The 16,668-nt window shown below is 65.3% G+C and carries 14 protein-coding genes and 1 tRNA gene; 9 read left to right on the top strand and 6 right to left on the bottom strand.

The annotated features are described in order from the left end of the window. Positions 1-175: 175 nt before the first annotated feature. A complete protein-coding gene (locus tag ACDC67_RS03135) occupies positions 176-664 on the bottom strand; it encodes an Lrp/AsnC family transcriptional regulator (protein WP_376690491.1) in 489 nt (162 codons plus the stop codon). 82 nt (positions 665-746) lie between these two features. Here ACDC67_RS03135 and ACDC67_RS03130 point away from each other — a divergent pair, with 82 nt between their 5' ends. Next, the gene (locus ACDC67_RS03130; protein WP_376690489.1) at positions 747-1,991 is read left to right on the top strand and encodes a trans-sulfuration enzyme family protein; all 1,245 of its coding nucleotides are present in this window, start codon (positions 747-749) and stop codon (positions 1,989-1,991) included. On the opposite strand, the gene ACDC67_RS03125 is transcribed toward ACDC67_RS03130, so the two are convergent. Continuing rightward, entirely contained in the window at positions 1,903-2,376 is a 474-nt protein-coding gene (locus tag ACDC67_RS03125; RefSeq protein ID WP_376690487.1) for a Crp/Fnr family transcriptional regulator, read from the bottom strand. The two genes, ACDC67_RS03130 and ACDC67_RS03125, sit on opposite strands and share 89 nt — an antisense overlap. Before the next feature lie 153 nt (positions 2,377-2,529). Between ACDC67_RS03125 and ACDC67_RS03120 the strand changes: the two genes are divergently transcribed. From ACDC67_RS03120 to ACDC67_RS03110, 3 genes are all read left to right on the top strand, one after another. After that, positions 2,530-4,320, top strand: a complete 1,791-nt coding sequence (locus ACDC67_RS03120; RefSeq protein WP_376690486.1) for an acyl-CoA dehydrogenase C-terminal domain-containing protein — start codon at positions 2,530-2,532, stop codon at positions 4,318-4,320. Between the two features lie 92 nt (positions 4,321-4,412). Continuing rightward, positions 4,413-6,422 (top strand): alpha/beta hydrolase family protein, encoded by a 2,010-nt coding sequence (locus ACDC67_RS03115; RefSeq protein WP_376690484.1) that lies wholly within the window; start codon positions 4,413-4,415, stop codon positions 6,420-6,422. A 57-nt stretch (positions 6,423-6,479) separates the two neighbouring features. Next, positions 6,480-7,859 carry a YfcC family protein gene (locus ACDC67_RS03110; protein WP_376690483.1) on the top strand — a complete coding sequence of 460 codons (1,380 nt, stop codon included), beginning with the start codon at positions 6,480-6,482 and terminating at the stop codon, positions 7,857-7,859. 16 nt (positions 7,860-7,875) lie between these two features. On the opposite strand, the gene ACDC67_RS03105 is transcribed toward ACDC67_RS03110, so the two are convergent. The 4 genes from ACDC67_RS03105 to ACDC67_RS03090 form a co-directional block, all read right to left on the bottom strand. Continuing rightward, positions 7,876-8,811 carry a ribose-phosphate diphosphokinase gene (locus ACDC67_RS03105; protein ID WP_376690481.1) on the bottom strand — a complete coding sequence of 312 codons (936 nt, stop codon included), beginning with the start codon at positions 8,809-8,811 and terminating at the stop codon, positions 7,876-7,878. Between the two features lie 45 nt (positions 8,812-8,856). Beyond that, a tRNA-Gln gene (locus ACDC67_RS03100) sits at positions 8,857-8,933 on the bottom strand. Positions 8,934-9,006: 73 nt separating this feature from the next. Next, the gene (gene lolB, locus ACDC67_RS03095; RefSeq protein ID WP_376690479.1) at positions 9,007-9,621 is read right to left on the bottom strand and encodes a lipoprotein insertase outer membrane protein LolB; all 615 of its coding nucleotides are present in this window, start codon (positions 9,619-9,621) and stop codon (positions 9,007-9,009) included. Next, positions 9,618-11,351 carry a tetratricopeptide repeat protein gene (locus ACDC67_RS03090; RefSeq protein ID WP_376690478.1) on the bottom strand — a complete coding sequence of 578 codons (1,734 nt, stop codon included), beginning with the start codon at positions 11,349-11,351 and terminating at the stop codon, positions 9,618-9,620. The genes lolB and ACDC67_RS03090 overlap by 4 nt, the downstream gene beginning before the upstream one ends. A 13-nt stretch (positions 11,352-11,364) precedes the next feature. Between ACDC67_RS03090 and hemA the strand changes: the two genes are divergently transcribed. From hemA to cydB, 5 genes are all read left to right on the top strand, one after another. Then, positions 11,365-12,621: a glutamyl-tRNA reductase gene (gene hemA / locus ACDC67_RS03085; RefSeq protein WP_376690477.1), complete on the top strand. Its 1,257-nt coding sequence runs from the start codon at positions 11,365-11,367 to the stop codon at positions 12,619-12,621. Further along, positions 12,618-13,709: a peptide chain release factor 1 gene (prfA, locus tag ACDC67_RS03080; RefSeq protein WP_376690475.1), complete on the top strand. Its 1,092-nt coding sequence runs from the start codon at positions 12,618-12,620 to the stop codon at positions 13,707-13,709. Before hemA ends, prfA begins: the two co-directional genes overlap by 4 nt. A 5-nt stretch (positions 13,710-13,714) precedes the next feature. Beyond that, positions 13,715-14,122, top strand: coding sequence for a secondary thiamine-phosphate synthase enzyme YjbQ (locus ACDC67_RS03075; RefSeq protein WP_376690473.1), 408 nt, complete (start codon positions 13,715-13,717; stop codon positions 14,120-14,122). Positions 14,123-14,245: 123 nt separating this feature from the next. Then, entirely contained in the window at positions 14,246-15,655 is a 1,410-nt protein-coding gene (locus ACDC67_RS03070) for a cytochrome ubiquinol oxidase subunit I (RefSeq protein ID WP_376690472.1), read from the top strand. Between the two features lie 4 nt (positions 15,656-15,659). Then, positions 15,660-16,667, top strand: a complete 1,008-nt coding sequence (cydB, locus tag ACDC67_RS03065; RefSeq protein WP_376690471.1) for a cytochrome d ubiquinol oxidase subunit II — start codon at positions 15,660-15,662, stop codon at positions 16,665-16,667. Position 16,668 lies beyond the last annotated feature (1 nt).

The raw sequence follows: 16,668 nt of genomic DNA, 5'->3' as shown, positions 1-16,668 counted from the left end.
CGTTCATACGAAATCGGAGATTTCCAAATCACGCGATCGAAGCCCCGTTCCCCCGCCCTCCGCTCGGTGCTCTATTCAGCGCATAGGAGGGTGTCGGGGTGTATGGCGGGCGATTTGGAAATCTTCGATTTCGTATGAGCCCGCCATGCGCCCCGACACCCTCCGCCCCTCGATCTCACGACTCCTCCAGATCCAGGTAGACGGGGAGTTCGTGGTTTCTTCGGTGGGCGAAGATGAGCTGGGTTTCGATGTGGTCGACTTCGGGGCGTTCGGTGAAGGCCGACAGGGCCAGCTCGCGCAGGTGGGCCGAGTCGCGCACGGCCACGTGCACCAGGTAATCGTTGGCGCCGGCGACGTGGAAGATGGTGACCACCTCGATGACGCTCTCCAGGTGCTTTTCGAAAGCCTCCACGTCGGCGCGCGCATGCCGGGCCAGGCGCACGGCGACCATGGCCTGCAGGCCGATGCCGAGCGCGTCGGCGTCGACGTCGGCGTGGTAGCCGGTCAGCACGCGGGCCATGCGCAAGCGGCGCACGCGCTCGAGGCAGCTCGACTGCGCCAGGCCGGTTTTGGCCGCCAGCTCCTTGTTCGACATCCGTGCATTCTTCCGCAGAAGCCGCACGATCCGCACGTCTTTTGAATCTAGTTCAATTGAAGAGCTCATGACCGATCTTTTTTCGGTTTGGAACATTTACGCCGAACATTTTCCTAGAATAGCGTCCGAATTTCAAACAGGATGCACGGTAATGAACTCCTACGACCACACCCGGGGCGTCCACGCGGGGCGCGAAGACCTGCGCGAGCTCGGCGTCCACGCCCTGCCCGTCGACCTTTCGACGACCTATCCCCTCAAGGACCTGGCGACCGGCACCGCCAGCCTGGACGCGCTGGTCGCCGGTGGCGGCGAGGCGGACAATCCCGTCTACGCACGCCTGCTCAATCCCACCGTGGCGCGCTTCGAAAAGGCGCTGGCGCGTCTCGAGAACGCCGACGCGGCCGTCGGCTTCGCCTCGGGCATGGCGGCCCTGACCGCCATCATCCTGGCCATGCAGGAACGCGGGCGGGAAATCGTCGCCGTGCGGCCGATCTACGGCACCAGCGACCACCTGCTCGAAAGCGGGCTGCTGGGCAACCACGTCACCTGGACGACGGCCGACAAGGTGTCCGAAGCCGTGTCGGCGGACACCGCCTTCGTGCTGATCGAAACGCCGGCCAACCCGACCCTCGAGCTGGTCGACATCGCCGACGTCGTCCGGCAAGCCGGCGAGGTCCCCGTCGTTGTCGACTCGACCTTTGCCACGCCCGCCCTGCAGCAGCCGCTGGAGCTGGGCGCGGCGATGGTGCTGCACAGCGCGACCAAGTTTCTCGGCGGGCACGGCGACGTGATCGCCGGCGTGGTGGCCTGCAATGAATCCCTGGCGGCCAAACTACGGCCGGTGCGCGTCGCCACGGGCGCGCTGATGCACCCCTGGGCGGCCTACCTGCTGCATCGCAGCCTGCCGACCCTGAAACTGCGCATCGAGCGCGCCCAGCAGACGGCCATCGACCTGGCCGAAAGACTGGCGGGGCATCCGGCCGTCGAACGCGTGTACTACCCGGGGCGCCGAAGCGCCGATCAGCGTCGCTTGCTGGAGACGCAAATGAGCGGGGGCGGCTGCATTCTCGCCATCGACGTCGCCGGCGGGTACGAGGTTGCCGCCGAAGTGATGGAGCGGGTGTCGCTGATGACCCCGGCGGTGAGCCTGGGGTCGGTCGACACCCTGATTCAGCACCCCGCCGGGCTGACCCATCGAGTGGTCACCGACAGCGGCCGCGAATCCGGCGGTATCGGCCAGGGACTGCTGCGCCTTTCCGTCGGACTGGAAGAGGCCGACGATCTGTGGAATGATCTGTCCGGCGCGCTTACGGCAGCCCGGCAGGCGACCACTGGTCCATCATCTTGCGCTGGGCCGATTCGAGACGCGTACCCATCAGCGCGGAAAATCGCCTGAGCAGGGCATAACCGAACTTCGGTTCGGCCTCGGCCCGCTCCAGGATGGCCAGGCCGTCGAATTCCAGCACCCGGGTCGCCCCCGCGGCCCGGGCGTTGAAGTGCCAGCGGTAAGGCTCGATCAGCCAGGACCAGCCGAAGATCTTGCCCGCACCCAGGCGCGTCACTTCCAGCGAGGGCCCGGTCAGGGCCGGCACCTCCACGACCAGCTCACCTTCGAGCACCAGGAAGAAGCGATCGGCCTTGCTCCCCTGCCGGGCCAGCAGCTGACCTTCGTCGTAAGACCGCTCGGTGGCATGTTCGGCCAGCCACTCCCGGTGCTCGGTCTCCAGGACACCGAAGAATTCCAGGTGCTGCAACTTGTCGGCGATATCGATTGAACTCATCTCGGGACTCCTTTCGACCGGTTGTTAAGTATGCCCTTTTGATATTGGGACTGCCTTGCGCCACGACAATTCCCGGTTCATCACACACACACCGTGTCTGGTACCATACGTCAGCGTATGGTCACTGGCGACCACCTCACCAAGGAGCCCAGAATGCCGAGTTACACCGGACCCGTCGAAGACTTCCGTTTCCTGATCCACGAATTCCTGGACCTGAAAGCCTGTAGCGATCTACCGTCCCTCGCCGAAGTGGACGAGGACATCGTCGACGCCGTCCTCAGCGAGGGCGCGCGCTTTTGCGAGACCGTCCTGCAGCCGCTCAATGCGCCCGGTGATCAGGCCGGCTGCCGTCTCGAGGCGGACGCGGTCGTCACGCCCGAAGGATTCGCCGAGGCCTACCACAGCTACTGCGACAACGGCTGGCCCGGACTGACCGCCCCGACCGAGTTCGGCGGCCAGGGCATGCCGCATATCCTGGGCATCGCCCTGTCGGAAATGATTACCGCCGCCAACACGTCCTGGGGCATGTATGCGGCACTTTCCCACGGCGCCTGGGAACTGATCCACGCCCACGGCAGCGAGGCGCAGAAGCAAACCTGGCTACCCAAGATGGTGTCCGGGGAGTGGACCGGAACGATGAATCTCACCGAGCCGCATTGCGGCACCGACCTGGGGCTGGTTCGCACCCGAGCCGAACGCAACGACGACGGCAGCTACCGCATCTCCGGCACCAAGATCTGGATTTCCGCCGGCGAGCACGACCTGGCCGACAACATCGTTCACCTGGTGCTCGCGCGCACGCCGGACGCGCCCGAGGGCACCCGGGGCCTGAGCCTGTTCATCGTGCCCAAGCACCTGGTTGACGACAACGGCGAAGTCGGCCAACGCAACGGCGTCACCTGCGCGGGCCTCGATCACAAGATGGGCATCCGCGGTTCGGCCACCTGCGAAATGGTCTACGACAACGCCGTCGGCGAGCTCATCGGCGAGGAAGGCAAGGGCCTGAACCTGATGTTCACCATGATGAACGGCGCGCGGCTGGGCACCGGCATCCAGGGCCTGGGTCTCGGCTCGGTGGCCTACCAGAACGCCGTGAGCTTCGCCCGTGAAAGGCTGCAGGGTCGCAGTCTCGACGGCGCCCGCTACCCCGACAAGCCGGCCGATCCGATCATCGTTCACCCGGACGTGCGACGCATGCTGATGATCTCCCGGGCTTTCGTCGAGGGGGCGCGGGCGCTTGCCGTGTTCACCGCGCTCAAGCTCGAGATCGAGCACCGCCATCCGGACGCCGGCGCCCGCGAGCAAGCCGGTCACTGGGTCTCGCTGATGACGCCGATCATCAAGGCCTACTTCACCGACATGGGCTTCGAGGTCACCAGCCTGGCCATGCAGGTGCACGGCGGGGCGGGCTACATCGTCGACACCGGCGTCGAGCAGTTCATGCGCGATGCCCGCATCGCCCGGATCTACGAGGGCACCAACGGCATCCAGGCGCTCGACCTGGTCGGCCGCAAGCTCACCGCGGACAACGGCGAAACCGTCAAGTCCTTCTTCACCGAGGTGGAGACCCTGCTGGCCGAGTGCGCCGACGACGACGCGATGGGCGAGTTCACCGGGCCGCTCACCGAAGCGACGGAGCGGCTCAAGCAGACCACGGGCCTGATCTACCAGAAGATGGCCGCCGACCCGCTCGAAGCCGGCGCCGCCTCGGTCGACTACCTCGAGATGTTCGCCCTGACCGCCATGGCCTGGGCCTGGACGAAGCAGGCCCATATCGCCCGCCAGGCCCTCGATGCCGAAGCCGGCCGCGAGGCCTTCTACCGGGCCAAGCTCGACACGGCCCGATTCTTCATGGCGAAGATGCTGCCCGGCACCCACAGCCTGGCCGAAAGCATCGCCGCCGGCGGCGATACGATAATGGCGCTCGACGAGTCGGCCTTCTGAATCCGTCCGGGTGATCGACGCCGGCGGCCTGACACGCCGCCGGCTTTCTGCCAGAATGACCCGGTTTGAAATCATCCACCGGGAGTGCCCCAATGCCATATCGGCTTCGCATCGCCGCGCTGACCGTCCTGGTCGCCCTGCTCTACCTGCCCCTTGTCGCGGCCGAAACGATTCCAACCCGACAGTTCGTCGACCACTCCGACATCCGGGACATGCGGATCTCACCCGACGGCAAGCACGTGGCGCTGACCTACGAGGAAGGCACGCAGGTCAAGCTGGCCACCATGGCCCTGGAAGACATGGATATCATCGCCAGCTTCGAGTTCGGCGAGAACCAGCACGTCCTGCAATTCTGGTGGGGCAGCAACGAGCGCCTCGTCATGTCGGTGGGCGAGGTGACCGGCAACCTCGACAATACCGGTCGGGCCCAGCAACTCTACGCCGCGGACCTCGACGGCCAGAAGCGTCGCGAGATCTTCGATACCTCCGTACGCGGCGCCTACCAGATGCTCCACCCGCTGCCCGACGATGATCGTCGCATCCTGCTGGCCCGCTACCACGGGGCCGACCGCGGCGAACCCCGGCCGATCCACATCGACATGTACGATGGCGAACTGCGCCCGGCCGGCGGCCTTCCGGTGGACAACGACATCGTCGCCCTGGTGGCGGACAACGACGGCAACCTTCGCGGCGCGGCCGCTCTCGAGTGGGGCGACAGCCTGGACGATCGCGAATTCCGCCTGCACGTCCGGCACGAGGACGAGTGGCGCCAGGTTCAGCTGCAGCCGGAGCGGCCCTCGGCGACGGTCGATTTCCTCGGCTTCTCCAGCGACAACGACCAGGTCTACTTCTCGTCCAATCACGACATGCCCGAGGACGACCGCCTGGGCGTGTTCCGCTACGACTTCAACAGCGGCGAAACCGAACTGCTCTACCGTCACGAGGACATGGATGTCTCCGGGCTGATCCGTGGGCCGGGAGGCGAGATACTCGGCGCCTCGACCCGCTTCGGGCCGATGAACTACCACCTGTTCGACGACAAGGTCGAAGATCAAAAGCGCTCGGTGCAGATCATCAGCGGTCTCGTGCAGGCGTTTCCCGGCAATGACGTGACGCTGACATCCGCCTCCGAGGACGGCGAGCGCGCCATCGTCTGGGTGCGCGGGGACCGCAATCCCGGCGAGTTCTACCTGCTCGAAACCGAGACGATGGAAATGCGCTTTCTCATGGCCGCACTGCCCGACCTGCCGAAGGACGCCCTGGTATCGATGAAGCCGGTCACGATCGAAGCACGCGACGGTCTCGAGCTGCACGCCATGCTCACCCTGCCCAAGGAGCAGGAAGAGGATCTGCCGCTGATCGTCAACGTGCACGGCGGCCCCTTCGGCATCGTCGACCGCTGGAGCTACAACATGGAAGCCCAGCTGATGGCCCATCACGGCTACGCCACCCTGCAGGTCAACTACCGCGGGTCCGGCGGCCGCGGGGACGATTTCCAGCAGGCCGGCTGGAAGGAATGGGGCGGCAAGATGCAGGACGACGTCACCGACGCCACCCACTGGGCCATCGAGCAGGGCATCGCCGACGCGGACCGGATCTGCATCTACGGCGGCAGCTACGGCGGCTACGCCTCGCTGATGGGCGTGATCAAGGAACCCGACCTTTACCAGTGCGCGGTCGGCTACGTCGGCGTCTACGACCTGCCCTGGTTCCGCAGCGGCGACGGCAACGATTTCTCGCGCAACAAGGGTGGCGGCCGCGAAGCCCGCGCCGCCTTCGAGCGCTTCATGTCCACCGCCGTCGGCAACGACGAGGAGCGGCTTCGGCAGAACTCCCCCGTTCACAACGTCGACCGGATCGAGGCCGACCTCTACCTGGTTCACGGCGGCAGCGACGTGCGCGTCGTCATCGGCCACATGGAGCGCCTGCAGGAAGCGCTCGACGAAGCCGGCAAGGACTACGAATCGATGGTCAAGGAAGACGAGGGCCACGGCTTCTACGACGTCGACAACCGGGTCGACTTCTACGACAGCATGCTCGAGTTCCTGGACAGGAACATCGGCCCGGAGGCTTCGGACGGCAAGGCTTCCGCTGACCCGTAATCTTTGCGTCTTCGCGTCTTTGCGTTAAAAATGGTGTTTTAGAGGGAGAACAAACGGATGACCAAGACGCTGCGGATGCCGCACACGCTGGTGCTGATGTTCATCATGATGATCGTCGCACTGGTGCTGACCTGGGTGCTGCCGGCGGGCAGTTTCGAGACGGTTACCAACGACAGCGGTCGTGAAGTCGTCCAGCCGGGAACATTCGGGCTGATCGAGGACGCCGAGATCTTGCCGCCCTGGCACCTTTTCACGGCGGTGCCCAGGGCCATGGCCGATGTGCAGGGCATCATCTTCTTCGTGCTGCTCATCGGCGGCGCGCTGGCGGTGATTCGCCGAACCGGGGCCATCGAGGCATTCCTCGGGTCGGTCATCCAGCGCTTCGGCAACAACGCCTTCTGGCTCATCTCACTGGGCGTGTTCCTGTTCGCGGCCGCATCCGCCACGCTCGGCATGGCCGAAGAGTACATCCCCCTGGCAGCCATCCTGATCTCATTGTGCGTGGCCATGCGCATGGATACGGTCGCGGCCATCGGCATCATGGTGGTCGGCTACTGCGTTGGCTACGGGGCCGCCATCCTCAACCCGTTTACGCTTTTCATTGCCCAGGACATCGCCGAACTCCAGCCCGGATCCGGCATCCTGTACCGGTCGATCATTTTCTGGCCCTTCCTCGCCATCGGCATCCACCACGTGTGGTCCTACGCGCGCAAGGTCCAGGCCAACCCGGAAGCGAGCCTGGTCCACGGCATCGAGTCGGCTCAACCGCCGGCGGAAAGCGAGATGCCGGCGATGACCCGCCGCCGCCAGGCGATCCTGGGGACCACCGCCGTCGCGCTGGCCATCCTGGTCTACGGCATCGTGGCGCAGGGCTGGTACCTGGTGGAACTGGGCGCGATGTTCATCGCCCTGGCGATCGCCGTGGCCCTGATCGACCGCATGTCATTCGACGACCTGGCCAAGACATTCTCCTTCGGTGCCTCCGAACTGGCCGGCACGGCCATCCTGATCGGCTTCGCCAAGTCCATCGCGCTGATCCTCGAGGATGGCCAGGTGCTGCACACGATCGTCAACGCCATGGCCTCGCCCCTGATCGGCCTGCCGGCGGAACTGTCGGCCGTCGGCATGCTCGGGATCCAGAGCGTGATGAATATCTTCGTGTCGTCGGGCAGCGGCCAGGCCTACCTGACCATGCCGCTGATGGCACCGATCGGCGACCTGGTGGGAATCTCGCGCCAGGTATCGGTGCTCGCCTACCAGTTCGGCGACGGGTTCATGAACATGATCGTCCCGACCAACCCGGTCCTGATGGGCATCCTGGGCCTGGCGGGCATCCCCTACGACCGCTGGTTCCGCTTCATCTTTCCGTTGATCCTGAAACTGCTGGCGGCCGCGGCGGTGGCAATGGTCATTGCCGTACAGATTGGCTATAGCTAGTGGGCCATGCGGCCAATTAATCGACGTAAAGGGAACTGACCGACTCGCCTTCAGCCATGCGGCGGATGGTTTCGGCCAGCATCTGGGCGACCGAGAGCTGGCGGATGCGACCGGTGTCGCGGGCGGCCTGGCTCAGTGGGATGGTGTCGGTGACGACGATCTCGTCGAGGCGCGAGGCGTTGATGTTGTCGATCGCCTTGCCCGACAGAACCGGGTGGACGCAGTAGGCCACGACCTTCACCGCGCCCTTGTCCTTGAGGGCGCCGGCGGCCGAGCAAAGCGTGCCGGCGGTATCGATCATGTCGTCGACGAGCACGCAGATCTTGCCTTCGACATCGCCGATGAGGTTCATCACGGTCGCCTCGTTGGCGCGCGGGCGACGCTTGTCGATGATGGCCAGCTCGCAGTCGAGGCGCTTGGCGATGGCCCGGGCGCGCACGACCCCGCCGACGTCGGGTGAGACGACGATGATTTCATCGGAGGTGTAGTGCTTCCAGATGTCGGCCAGGGTCAGCGGCGATGCGTAGACATTGTCGACGGGGACGTCGAAGAAACCCTGGATCTGGTCGGCGTGCAGGTCGACGGTCACGACCCGGTCGGTACCGGCGACCGAGATCATGCGGGCGGCCACCTTGGCCGTGATGGGCACACGCGACGAGCGCGGGCGACGATCCTGGCGGGCATATCCGAAGTAGGGAATGATCGAAGTCACCCGGTAGGCCGACGCGCGCTTGAGCGCATCGATCATCACCAGCAACTCCATGAAATTCTCCGCCGTGGGCTGGCAGGTCGGCTGGATCAGGTAAATGTCGCGTCCGCGGACATTCTCCATGATCTCGACCATGACCTCGCCGTCGCTGAACTGACCGACGTTGGCGCGCCCCATGGGTACACCCAGATTTTCAGCGATGGCCTGGGCGAGTTCCGGGTTCGCGTTCCCGGCAAATACCATCAAAGACGGATGACTCAAGAAAACACCCCATTTGACTGGAGAAAATGGCAGGGACGGCAGGACTCGAACCTGCGAATGCGGGGATCAAAACCCCGTGCCTTAACCAACTTGGCGACGTCCCTGCAGAGCGAAACTGTATATGCCGGTGAACCGGTCAGCAGCACCGGTCGCGATGGCGGGCATTATAACGATTTTTCAGCGCGCTTCGACCCCGAAGCGCCAATCCGCAATGAGAAACCGGACGCGGTAATCGCCGGAGCGTCCCTCCATCCGCGTGGGCAGCAGTCGTCCCTCGTAGGATTTGAAGTGCTGGTAATCGAGCGTCCAGACCGGGCCGTTCACGCCGGCGAGCGTGCCGTCATCGGCAAATCGCAGATCGCCGCCGCCGGGTGGCAGGAGGCCGCGAATCCACCACGACAGGGCATGGACCGGAATCGGCCAGCCGATCGCCTCCTCGACCAGTGGATCGGGGTCGTCCCCGGTCAGGCGGCCGACTTCGCTGCCCTCGAGCACGGCTCGCCCGGGTGAGAACCGGAGTCGCCACTGCTGCCCCCCGGCGGAGGTGCGCAGGTGGATTCGGTGTTCTTCGCCCTCGGCACGCCAGGTAAAGCCCAGCGACCCGCCGCGCTCGCCATCGTGCAGGCCGAGGCGGCCCGAAATGTTCCAGTTCGGATGGTCGTCGAACCAGGCCTCGCGCTCGTCCAGCCAGGCGCCGGCCGGGCGCTGCTCGCGCCCGGCGCAGGCGACCAGCAGCAGGCCGGCGGCAAGCAGGATCGCGACTCGCGCCAGCGCCGCCGGGGCGGGTCTCATGGCAGGCGTTCCAGGCGCTCGAGCGTGGCGCGAAGGTAGTCGTCGTCGGGGTAGTCGGCGAACGCCTGCTCGGCCAGTTCGTCCGCTTCATCGCCTCGCCCGACATGATCGAGCACTTCGATCAGGTGGGCCATGATCTCGGGATTTTCGTCGCCCTCCAGCGCGCGGCGCAGGTAGTCCACGGCTTCGTCGCCCCGGCCCAGGCGGTAGAGCACCCAGCCCATGGAATCCAGTGTCGCGGGGTCGTCGGAATCGAGTTCCAGCGCGCGCTTGATCAGTCGATAGGCTTCCTCGTGACGATCGGTCAGGTCGGTCAGCGTGTAGCCCAGCGCGTTGAGCGCCATGGCGTTACTGCCGTCGATCTGAATGATCCGACGCAGGTCCTGCTCGGCCAGGTCGACGTTGCCGGCCGAGGCAGCGCTCAGCGCCCGGGCGTACAGCAGGTCGGTGTTGCCCGGGTTGTCGGCCAGCGGCTGGCCGAGCAATTCGATCGATTCACTGGCGCGACCGTTGCTGCGAAGCAGTTCGGCCTCGATCAGCCAGGTGTCGAGCGCCAGGGCATCGTCATCGCCCTCGCGCAGCTCGGCAAGGAGCGCGCGCGAGTCGTCGATTCGGCCCAGCCGCCCGAGAATCGCCGCCCGACGCAGTTTCGACTGGTCGAGCCGCGCGGGATCGGAGACTTTCCGGTACCAGTCCAGCGCCGCCTCGTCGCGTCCGACCAGTTCGGCCAACTGCGCGACGAGAAAGGGATGGGCGTCACGACGACGGTCCTGTGGCAGGTCGCGCAGGTCCTTCCAGACCTGTTCGGCCTGCGTTTGCCGATCGAGGCGAACCAGGTAGGTTCCCAGGGTGTAGAGCGTCTCGCTGTCTGCGGGCAGCGAACGCAGCAGCTCGAGCGCGGCATCGTCCCGTTCGAGTTGCCGCAGCACCTCCGCTTCCGCCAGCGCCGTCGTGACATCTTCCGGCTCGCTCTCGCGCGCGCGTCGATACAGCGACAGCGCCTGCTCCAGGTCCTCGCCGTCGACGGCCAGCTGTGCCGCCCAGACCAGGTGGTCGGGATCGTCGCTGAGCCTGGCGCCCTCGAGCGCAAGCTGCAGGGCTTCCTCGGCCCGCTCCTGGCGCCACACAAGGATGCTCTCGGCGTGAGCGATCTCGCCGGCCGGTGCATCGTCACCACGCGCTTCGACGAGCCGATCGAAGACATCGCGCGCCACCTCGTCATTACGGGTGGCGGCCAGCAACATCGCGCCCCGGCGCCACCATCGCGCCGCGTCCGGGCTGCTTTGCCGATCCAGCCACCCGGACAATGTCTCTGCCGCTTCCTCGGTCCGGCCCTGGTTCACCCGGGCTATAATGGCCACGTGATACGCCGAGTCGGCTTCCTGATCCAGTTCGATCCAGCGCTCTGCGGCCGAAACGGCCGTCGACCAGTTCTCCAGTCGCGCAGCCAGCTGGGTGACCATCTGCGCAATTTGCGGGTCGCTGGAAACACGCGCCGCGGCCAGGTATTCCTCGAGGGCCGATTCGTATTCCCCGACGTCGACCAGGCGCTCGGCTGTGGCGATGTGAAAGCTCGCTTCGGACTCGGAGGACTGCGATTCCCCTTCGGACGCCTCGCCCTGGTCTTGACCGCCCGTCGCGCAGGCCCCAAGCAACAGGCAGAGACCGCCGGCCAGAATGGCTCGCTTGATCTGCCGGGCCGCGGGTAGGAAAATTGTCTGTTTGTCCATGAACCAGTCCTGCATGTCGTTATTGACCCTGGGAATCAGCCACCAGACCGCGCCGATCAGCATTCGCGAGCGGCTGGCATTCGCGGCTGAATCGTTGCCGGAAGCGCTTGCTTCGCTTTCGGCAGTTCCAGGCGTGGAAGGTTGCAGCATTCTGAGCACCTGCAACCGGACCGAGCTGTACGTGTCGTCCGAACAGGCTATCACGCGCGGCGTCATGGATTGGTTGCACCAATGGCACGGCCTGGCGCCCGGCCAGTTCCGGGAACACATCTACCAGCTCGAACATTCCGCCTGCACGTATCACCTGATCAAGGTCATCTCGGGTATGGATTCGATGATCATCGGCGAGCCCCAGGTTGCCGGTCAGGCCAAGCAGGCCTGGCAGCTCGCCCAGTCCACCAACACTCTGGACAGTCGGCTCGACCGCATGTTCCAGCACGCCTTCGCCGCGGCCAAGCGGGTTCGCAACGAAACCGGTATCGGCCGGGATCCGGTCACCCTGCCCTTCGCCGCCCTGCGGCTGGCGCGACAGATCTTCGGAAGCGTGGATTCGCTGCGCGTGCTGCTGATCGGCGCCGGCGAGATGATCGAGGACTGCGCGACACACTTTCACGCCAGCGGCATGAACACCCTGACCATCGCCAACCGCAGCGCCGAGCGCGCGAATCGGCTGGCCGAACGATTCGGCGCGCGCTCGGCAACGCTCGACGTGCTGCCGCAATTACTCGAGGAGAGCGACCTGGTGGTTGCGTGCACGGCCAGCCCCAGGGCCATCATCGATCGGCCGATGTTCCGGGATGCACTGCGCAAGCGCCGGCAACAACCGATGTTCGCGCTCGATCTGTCGGTGCCGCGCAATATTTCGGCCGACAGCAGTCGTCTCAACGATCTCTACCTGTATACCATCGACGACCTGAGGGCCATCGTGGAGTCGGCGCAGGAGCAGCGCCACGCCGCCCTGCAACAGGCCAACGCCATCGTCGAATCCGAGGTGGCGAGTTTCGAACGCTGGCTGCGCCTGCAGGCAACCTCGACCACGCTCAAGACCCTGCGCCAGCGCGCCCACGACGAGCGCGACGAACTGCTCGAGCGCGCTCGCCAGGAGCTCGAGCGGGGCGGCAAGCCCGAGGACGTCATGCGGCGGCTGTCGCATCGACTGACCAACCGCCTGCTGCACGGCCCCAGCATCCGCCTGCGGCAGGCGGCCGAGGCCGGCGACGAGGAGCTGCTGGCGGCGGCCCGCTTCTACTTCACCGAAGAGAACTCATGAACGAAGGCATGCGCCAGCGGCTGGCCGAAGCCGGCGAACGATTCGAGGAGATCGAGCACCTGCTCGCCAGTCCCGAGGTGATCGGCGACCGCCACCGGTTCGAACATCTGTCCCGCGAATACGCCGAACTCGAACCGGTCATCCAGGTCTGGCAGCGCTATCGCGACAACGAAGCCGCGATCAGCGAGGCGCGCGAAATGCTCGAGGGCAGCGACGGCGAAATGCGCCAACTCGCACGCGACGAGCTCGAGTCGCTCGAGTCCGAGACCGAATCGCTCGAGGCCCAGCTGCAAACACTTCTGCTGCCGCGCGATCCCAACGACGAGCGCAATATCTTCCTGGAAATCCGCGCCGGCACCGGCGGGCAGGAAGCGGGCATCTTTGCCGGCGACCTGCTGCGCATGTACACCCGCTATGCCGAGCGACGCGGCTGGAAGGTGGAAATCATGTCGGCCCAGGAAAACGAAGCCGGCGGCTATCGCGAGGCGATCGCACGCGTCATCGGCAAGGGCGCCTGGTCGAGGCTCAAGTTCGAGTCCGGCGTGCATCGCGTCCAGCGCGTGCCCGAAACCGAGTCGCAGGGCCGCATTCACACCTCGGCCTGCACCGTGGCCATCCTGCCCGAGGTCGACGACGTCGAAGCGATCGACGTCGATCCCAACGACCTGCGCGTGGACACCTATCGCTCTTCCGGCGCCGGCGGGCAGCACGTCAACACCACCGACTCGGCCATTCGCATCACGCACTTGCCCACCGGCATCGTCGTGGAGTGCCAGGACGAGCGCTCGCAGCACAAGAACCGGGCCCGCGCCATGAGCCTGCTCGCTGCCCGCCTGTACGAGGCACAGGTCCAGCAGCAGAAGGACGAGCGCGCGGCCGAGCGCAAGCTCCAGGTCGGCTCCGGCGACCGCTCGGAAAGGATCCGGACCTACAACTTTCCGCAAGGCCGGGTGACCGACCACCGCATCGGGTTGACCCTCTACGACCTGGACAAGATCGTCGACGGCGAGCTCGACGCCGTCATCGATCCGCTGGTCGAAACCCACCAGGCCGAGTTGCTGGCCGAACTGACTTCCCAGGCACACTGACCGTCATGCACCAGACCGAGCTCATCATCGAAACACAGGGCCGGAACACCCTCGACATCTCCGACCGCATCGCCCGCGAAGTGGCCGCCAGCGGGATCGAGGCCGGCCTGTGCCATGTATTCCTCAAGCACACCTCGGCCTCGCTGCTGATCAACGAGAACGCCGATCCCGACGTTCAGCGCGACCTCGAGACCTTCTTCGCCGACCTGGTGCCCGACGGCGACGAACGCTTCCGGCACAGGGCCGAGGGCGACGACGACATGGCTGCCCACGTGCGCCTGGCACTGACCCATACCGACCTCACCATCCCCGTAGCTGCCGGCCGGCTGGCCCTGGGCACCTGGCAGGGCATCTTTCTGTGGGAGCACCGCTACAGATCCCATCGCCGCCACATCGTGGTCACGATCCGTTAGCTATATTGCGCACACTTCGGCCGAGTTTCGGACGACGTCACGCAGCGATTAAATTCATTACCCATGAATTATATTAGTGTTTTATAATACACAGGTCACAAGCCGGCAAAGGAGATCAGGATCATGGAACTGGACCCCCTTCTGCTATCCAGAATCCAGTTTGCCTTCGTGGTGTCATTCCACGCCATCTTTCCGGTCTTCACGATCGGCCTGGCGTCTTACATCGCGGTTCTCGAGGGCCTCTTCTACCGAACGGAGCGTCCGGTCTACCTGCGCCTGTCGCAGTTCTGGACCAAGGTTTTCGCCCTGGTGTTCGGCATGGGCGTGGTCTCCGGGATCGTCATGTCCTTCCAGTTCGGCACCAACTGGAGCACCTTCTCCTACCAGGCGGCCAACTTCCTCGGTCCGATCCTGAGTTATGAAGTGGTCACCGCTTTCTTTCTGGAAGCCACTTTCCTGGGCGTGCTGCTGTTCGGCCGCAACAAGGTTCCGCCCGGCGCCCACCTTTTCGCCGCCTGCATGGTCGCTTTCGGCACCTTCATTTCCAGCTTCTGGATCCTGGCGGCCAACAGCTGGATGCAGACACCCGCGGGTGTCGAGTTCATCGACGGCGCCATGAAGGTCACTTCCTGGAGCGAGGCCATCTTCAATTCCTCGCTGCCGTATCGCTTCGCCCACATGGGCCTGGCTTCGTTCATCACGGGCGGGTTCGTGGTTGCCGGCGTCAGCGCCTGGTACCTGCTCAAGGGCCGCCACCGCAACAGCAGCCTGACCGCCCTGAAAATGAGCCTGCTGATGCTGGCCGTGGCGACACCGCTGCAACTGGTGGTCGGCGACCTGCACGGACTCAACAGCTTCGAGCACCAGCCGGTCAAGGTGGCGGCCATGGAAGGCCACTGGGAAACCAAGCAGGGCGCACCACTGATCCTGTTCGCGATTCCCGACTCCAGCGCCGAGAAGAACCATTTCGAGATCGGCATCCCTTACCTGGGCAGCCTGATTCTCACCCACAGCTTCGACGGTGAAGTCACCGGACTCAAATCGGTACCGCCCGAGGACCGGCCACCCGTGGGCATCGTGTTCTGGAGCTTCCGCATCATGGTCGCCCTGGGCATCATCTTCATCGGCGTGGCCGTGATCGGCGCGGTGCAGGTGCTTCGCGGCCGGCTCGAACACGCCCCGCGCCTGCTGCGCGTGATCTCGTGGATGATCCCGCTCCCCTTCGTCGCGGTGCTGGCCGGCTGGTTCGTGACCGAAGTCGGCCGGCAGCCCTGGATCATCTACGGGGTGATGCGCGCCAGCGACGCCGTCACCCCGTCGCTGAGCGGCTGGATGGTGCTGGCAACCCTGCTGGGCTACGTTGCCGTCTATGCCATCGTCTTCACCGCCGGCGTGACCTACCTGCGGCGGGTGATCCTGACCGGCCCCGCGCCCGAACCCGAAGTAGGCGAGATCGACTCGGCCCACGCCAAGCGACCGTGGTCGGCCGTTAGCGAAGATTCGGACAAGCCCTTGGCGGAAGGAAGGAGCTGACATCATGGAACTGTTTGACCTGACCCTGATCTGGATCTTCATCATCGGCATCGGCGTGTTCATGTACGTCCTGTTGGACGGCTTCGACCTCGGCGTCGGCATTCTCTTTCCCTTTGCGCCGAGCGACCAGGCGCGCGACGACCTGATGAACTCGGTCGCCCCGATCTGGGACGGCAACGAAACCTGGCTGGTCCTCGGCGGCGCCGGTCTGCTGGCGGCCTTCCCGATGGTCTACGCGGTGTTCCTGCCGGCGCTCTACATTGGCGTGTTCCTGCTGCTGGCCGGTCTGATCTTTCGCGGTGTGGCGTTCGAGTTTCGCTTCAAGGCCAGCAACAACCGTCACTGGTGGGATCGCTCCTTCTCGATCGGCTCGACCATCGCGGCCTTCGCCCAGGGGGCCGTCGTGGGCGCCTACATCCAGGGCTTCGAGGTCGAAGGTTTCTCCTACGTCGGTGGCGCCTTCGACTGGCTGACGCCGTTCACGATCATGACCGGGCTGGGCGTAGTCGCAGGCTATGCCCTGCTGGGCGTGACCTGGGCCATCCTCAAGACCGAAGGACCGACCCGCGAATGGGCCTACCGCGTCGCGCCCTGGCTGCTCGCGGTGGTGATGGGCTTTTTCATCCTGGTCAGCATCTGGACGCCGCTGGCCAGTGAGCACGTGCGCGGGCGCTGGTTCGACCAGGTCTCGCCGCTGTGGACGTTTCCGGTGTTGACGGTCATCGCTGCCGCGTGGATTCTGCGCAAGCTCCGTCAGCGTTCCGACGCCACGCCCTTCATCGGTTCCATGATCCTGTTCGCGCTGTTCTACTTCGGCCTGCTGGCCTCGATGTGGCCCTACGCGGTGCCGCCGGAGCACACCTTCTGGGATGCCGCTTCCGACCCGGGCAGCCAGCTGTTCCTGCTGCTGGGCGTATTGTTCCTGCTGCCGGTCATCATCGGCTACACCGCCTGGTCCTACTGGGTATTCCGCGGCAAGATCCGCCCCGGTGAAGGCTACGCCGGACACTGAT

The organism is Wenzhouxiangella indolica (genome assembly GCF_042310355.1).
GTDB lineage: Bacteria > Pseudomonadota > Gammaproteobacteria > Xanthomonadales > Wenzhouxiangellaceae > Wenzhouxiangella.
Note: the sequence above shows the minus strand (reverse complement) of the source record. Positions and strands in the feature narration are given on the sequence as shown.

Excerpts from the sequence above, each read along its gene's own strand:
- hemA (WP_376690477.1), top strand. The coding sequence starts at position 11,365 with ATGTCGTTATTGACCCTGGGAATCAGCCACCAGACCGCGCCGATCAGC.
- ACDC67_RS03125 (WP_376690487.1), bottom strand. The coding sequence starts at position 2,376 with ATGAGTTCAATCGATATCGCCGACAAGTTGCAGCACCTGGAATTCTTC.
- ACDC67_RS03135 (WP_376690491.1), bottom strand. The coding sequence starts at position 664 with ATGAGCTCTTCAATTGAACTAGATTCAAAAGACGTGCGGATCGTGCGG.
- cydB (WP_376690471.1), top strand. The coding sequence starts at position 15,660 with ATGGAACTGTTTGACCTGACCCTGATCTGGATCTTCATCATCGGCATC.
- ACDC67_RS03105 (WP_376690481.1), bottom strand. The coding sequence starts at position 8,811 with ATGGTATTTGCCGGGAACGCGAACCCGGAACTCGCCCAGGCCATCGCT.
- ACDC67_RS03115 (WP_376690484.1), top strand. The coding sequence starts at position 4,413 with ATGCCATATCGGCTTCGCATCGCCGCGCTGACCGTCCTGGTCGCCCTG.
- ACDC67_RS03070 (WP_376690472.1), top strand. The coding sequence starts at position 14,246 with ATGGAACTGGACCCCCTTCTGCTATCCAGAATCCAGTTTGCCTTCGTG.
- ACDC67_RS03110 (WP_376690483.1), top strand. The coding sequence starts at position 6,480 with ATGACCAAGACGCTGCGGATGCCGCACACGCTGGTGCTGATGTTCATC.
- ACDC67_RS03090 (WP_376690478.1), bottom strand. The coding sequence starts at position 11,351 with ATGGACAAACAGACAATTTTCCTACCCGCGGCCCGGCAGATCAAGCGA.
- ACDC67_RS03120 (WP_376690486.1), top strand. The coding sequence starts at position 2,530 with ATGCCGAGTTACACCGGACCCGTCGAAGACTTCCGTTTCCTGATCCAC.
- ACDC67_RS03130 (WP_376690489.1), top strand. The coding sequence starts at position 747 with ATGAACTCCTACGACCACACCCGGGGCGTCCACGCGGGGCGCGAAGAC.
- ACDC67_RS03075 (WP_376690473.1), top strand. The coding sequence starts at position 13,715 with ATGCACCAGACCGAGCTCATCATCGAAACACAGGGCCGGAACACCCTC.
- prfA (WP_376690475.1), top strand. The coding sequence starts at position 12,618 with ATGAACGAAGGCATGCGCCAGCGGCTGGCCGAAGCCGGCGAACGATTC.
- lolB (WP_376690479.1), bottom strand. The coding sequence starts at position 9,621 with ATGAGACCCGCCCCGGCGGCGCTGGCGCGAGTCGCGATCCTGCTTGCC.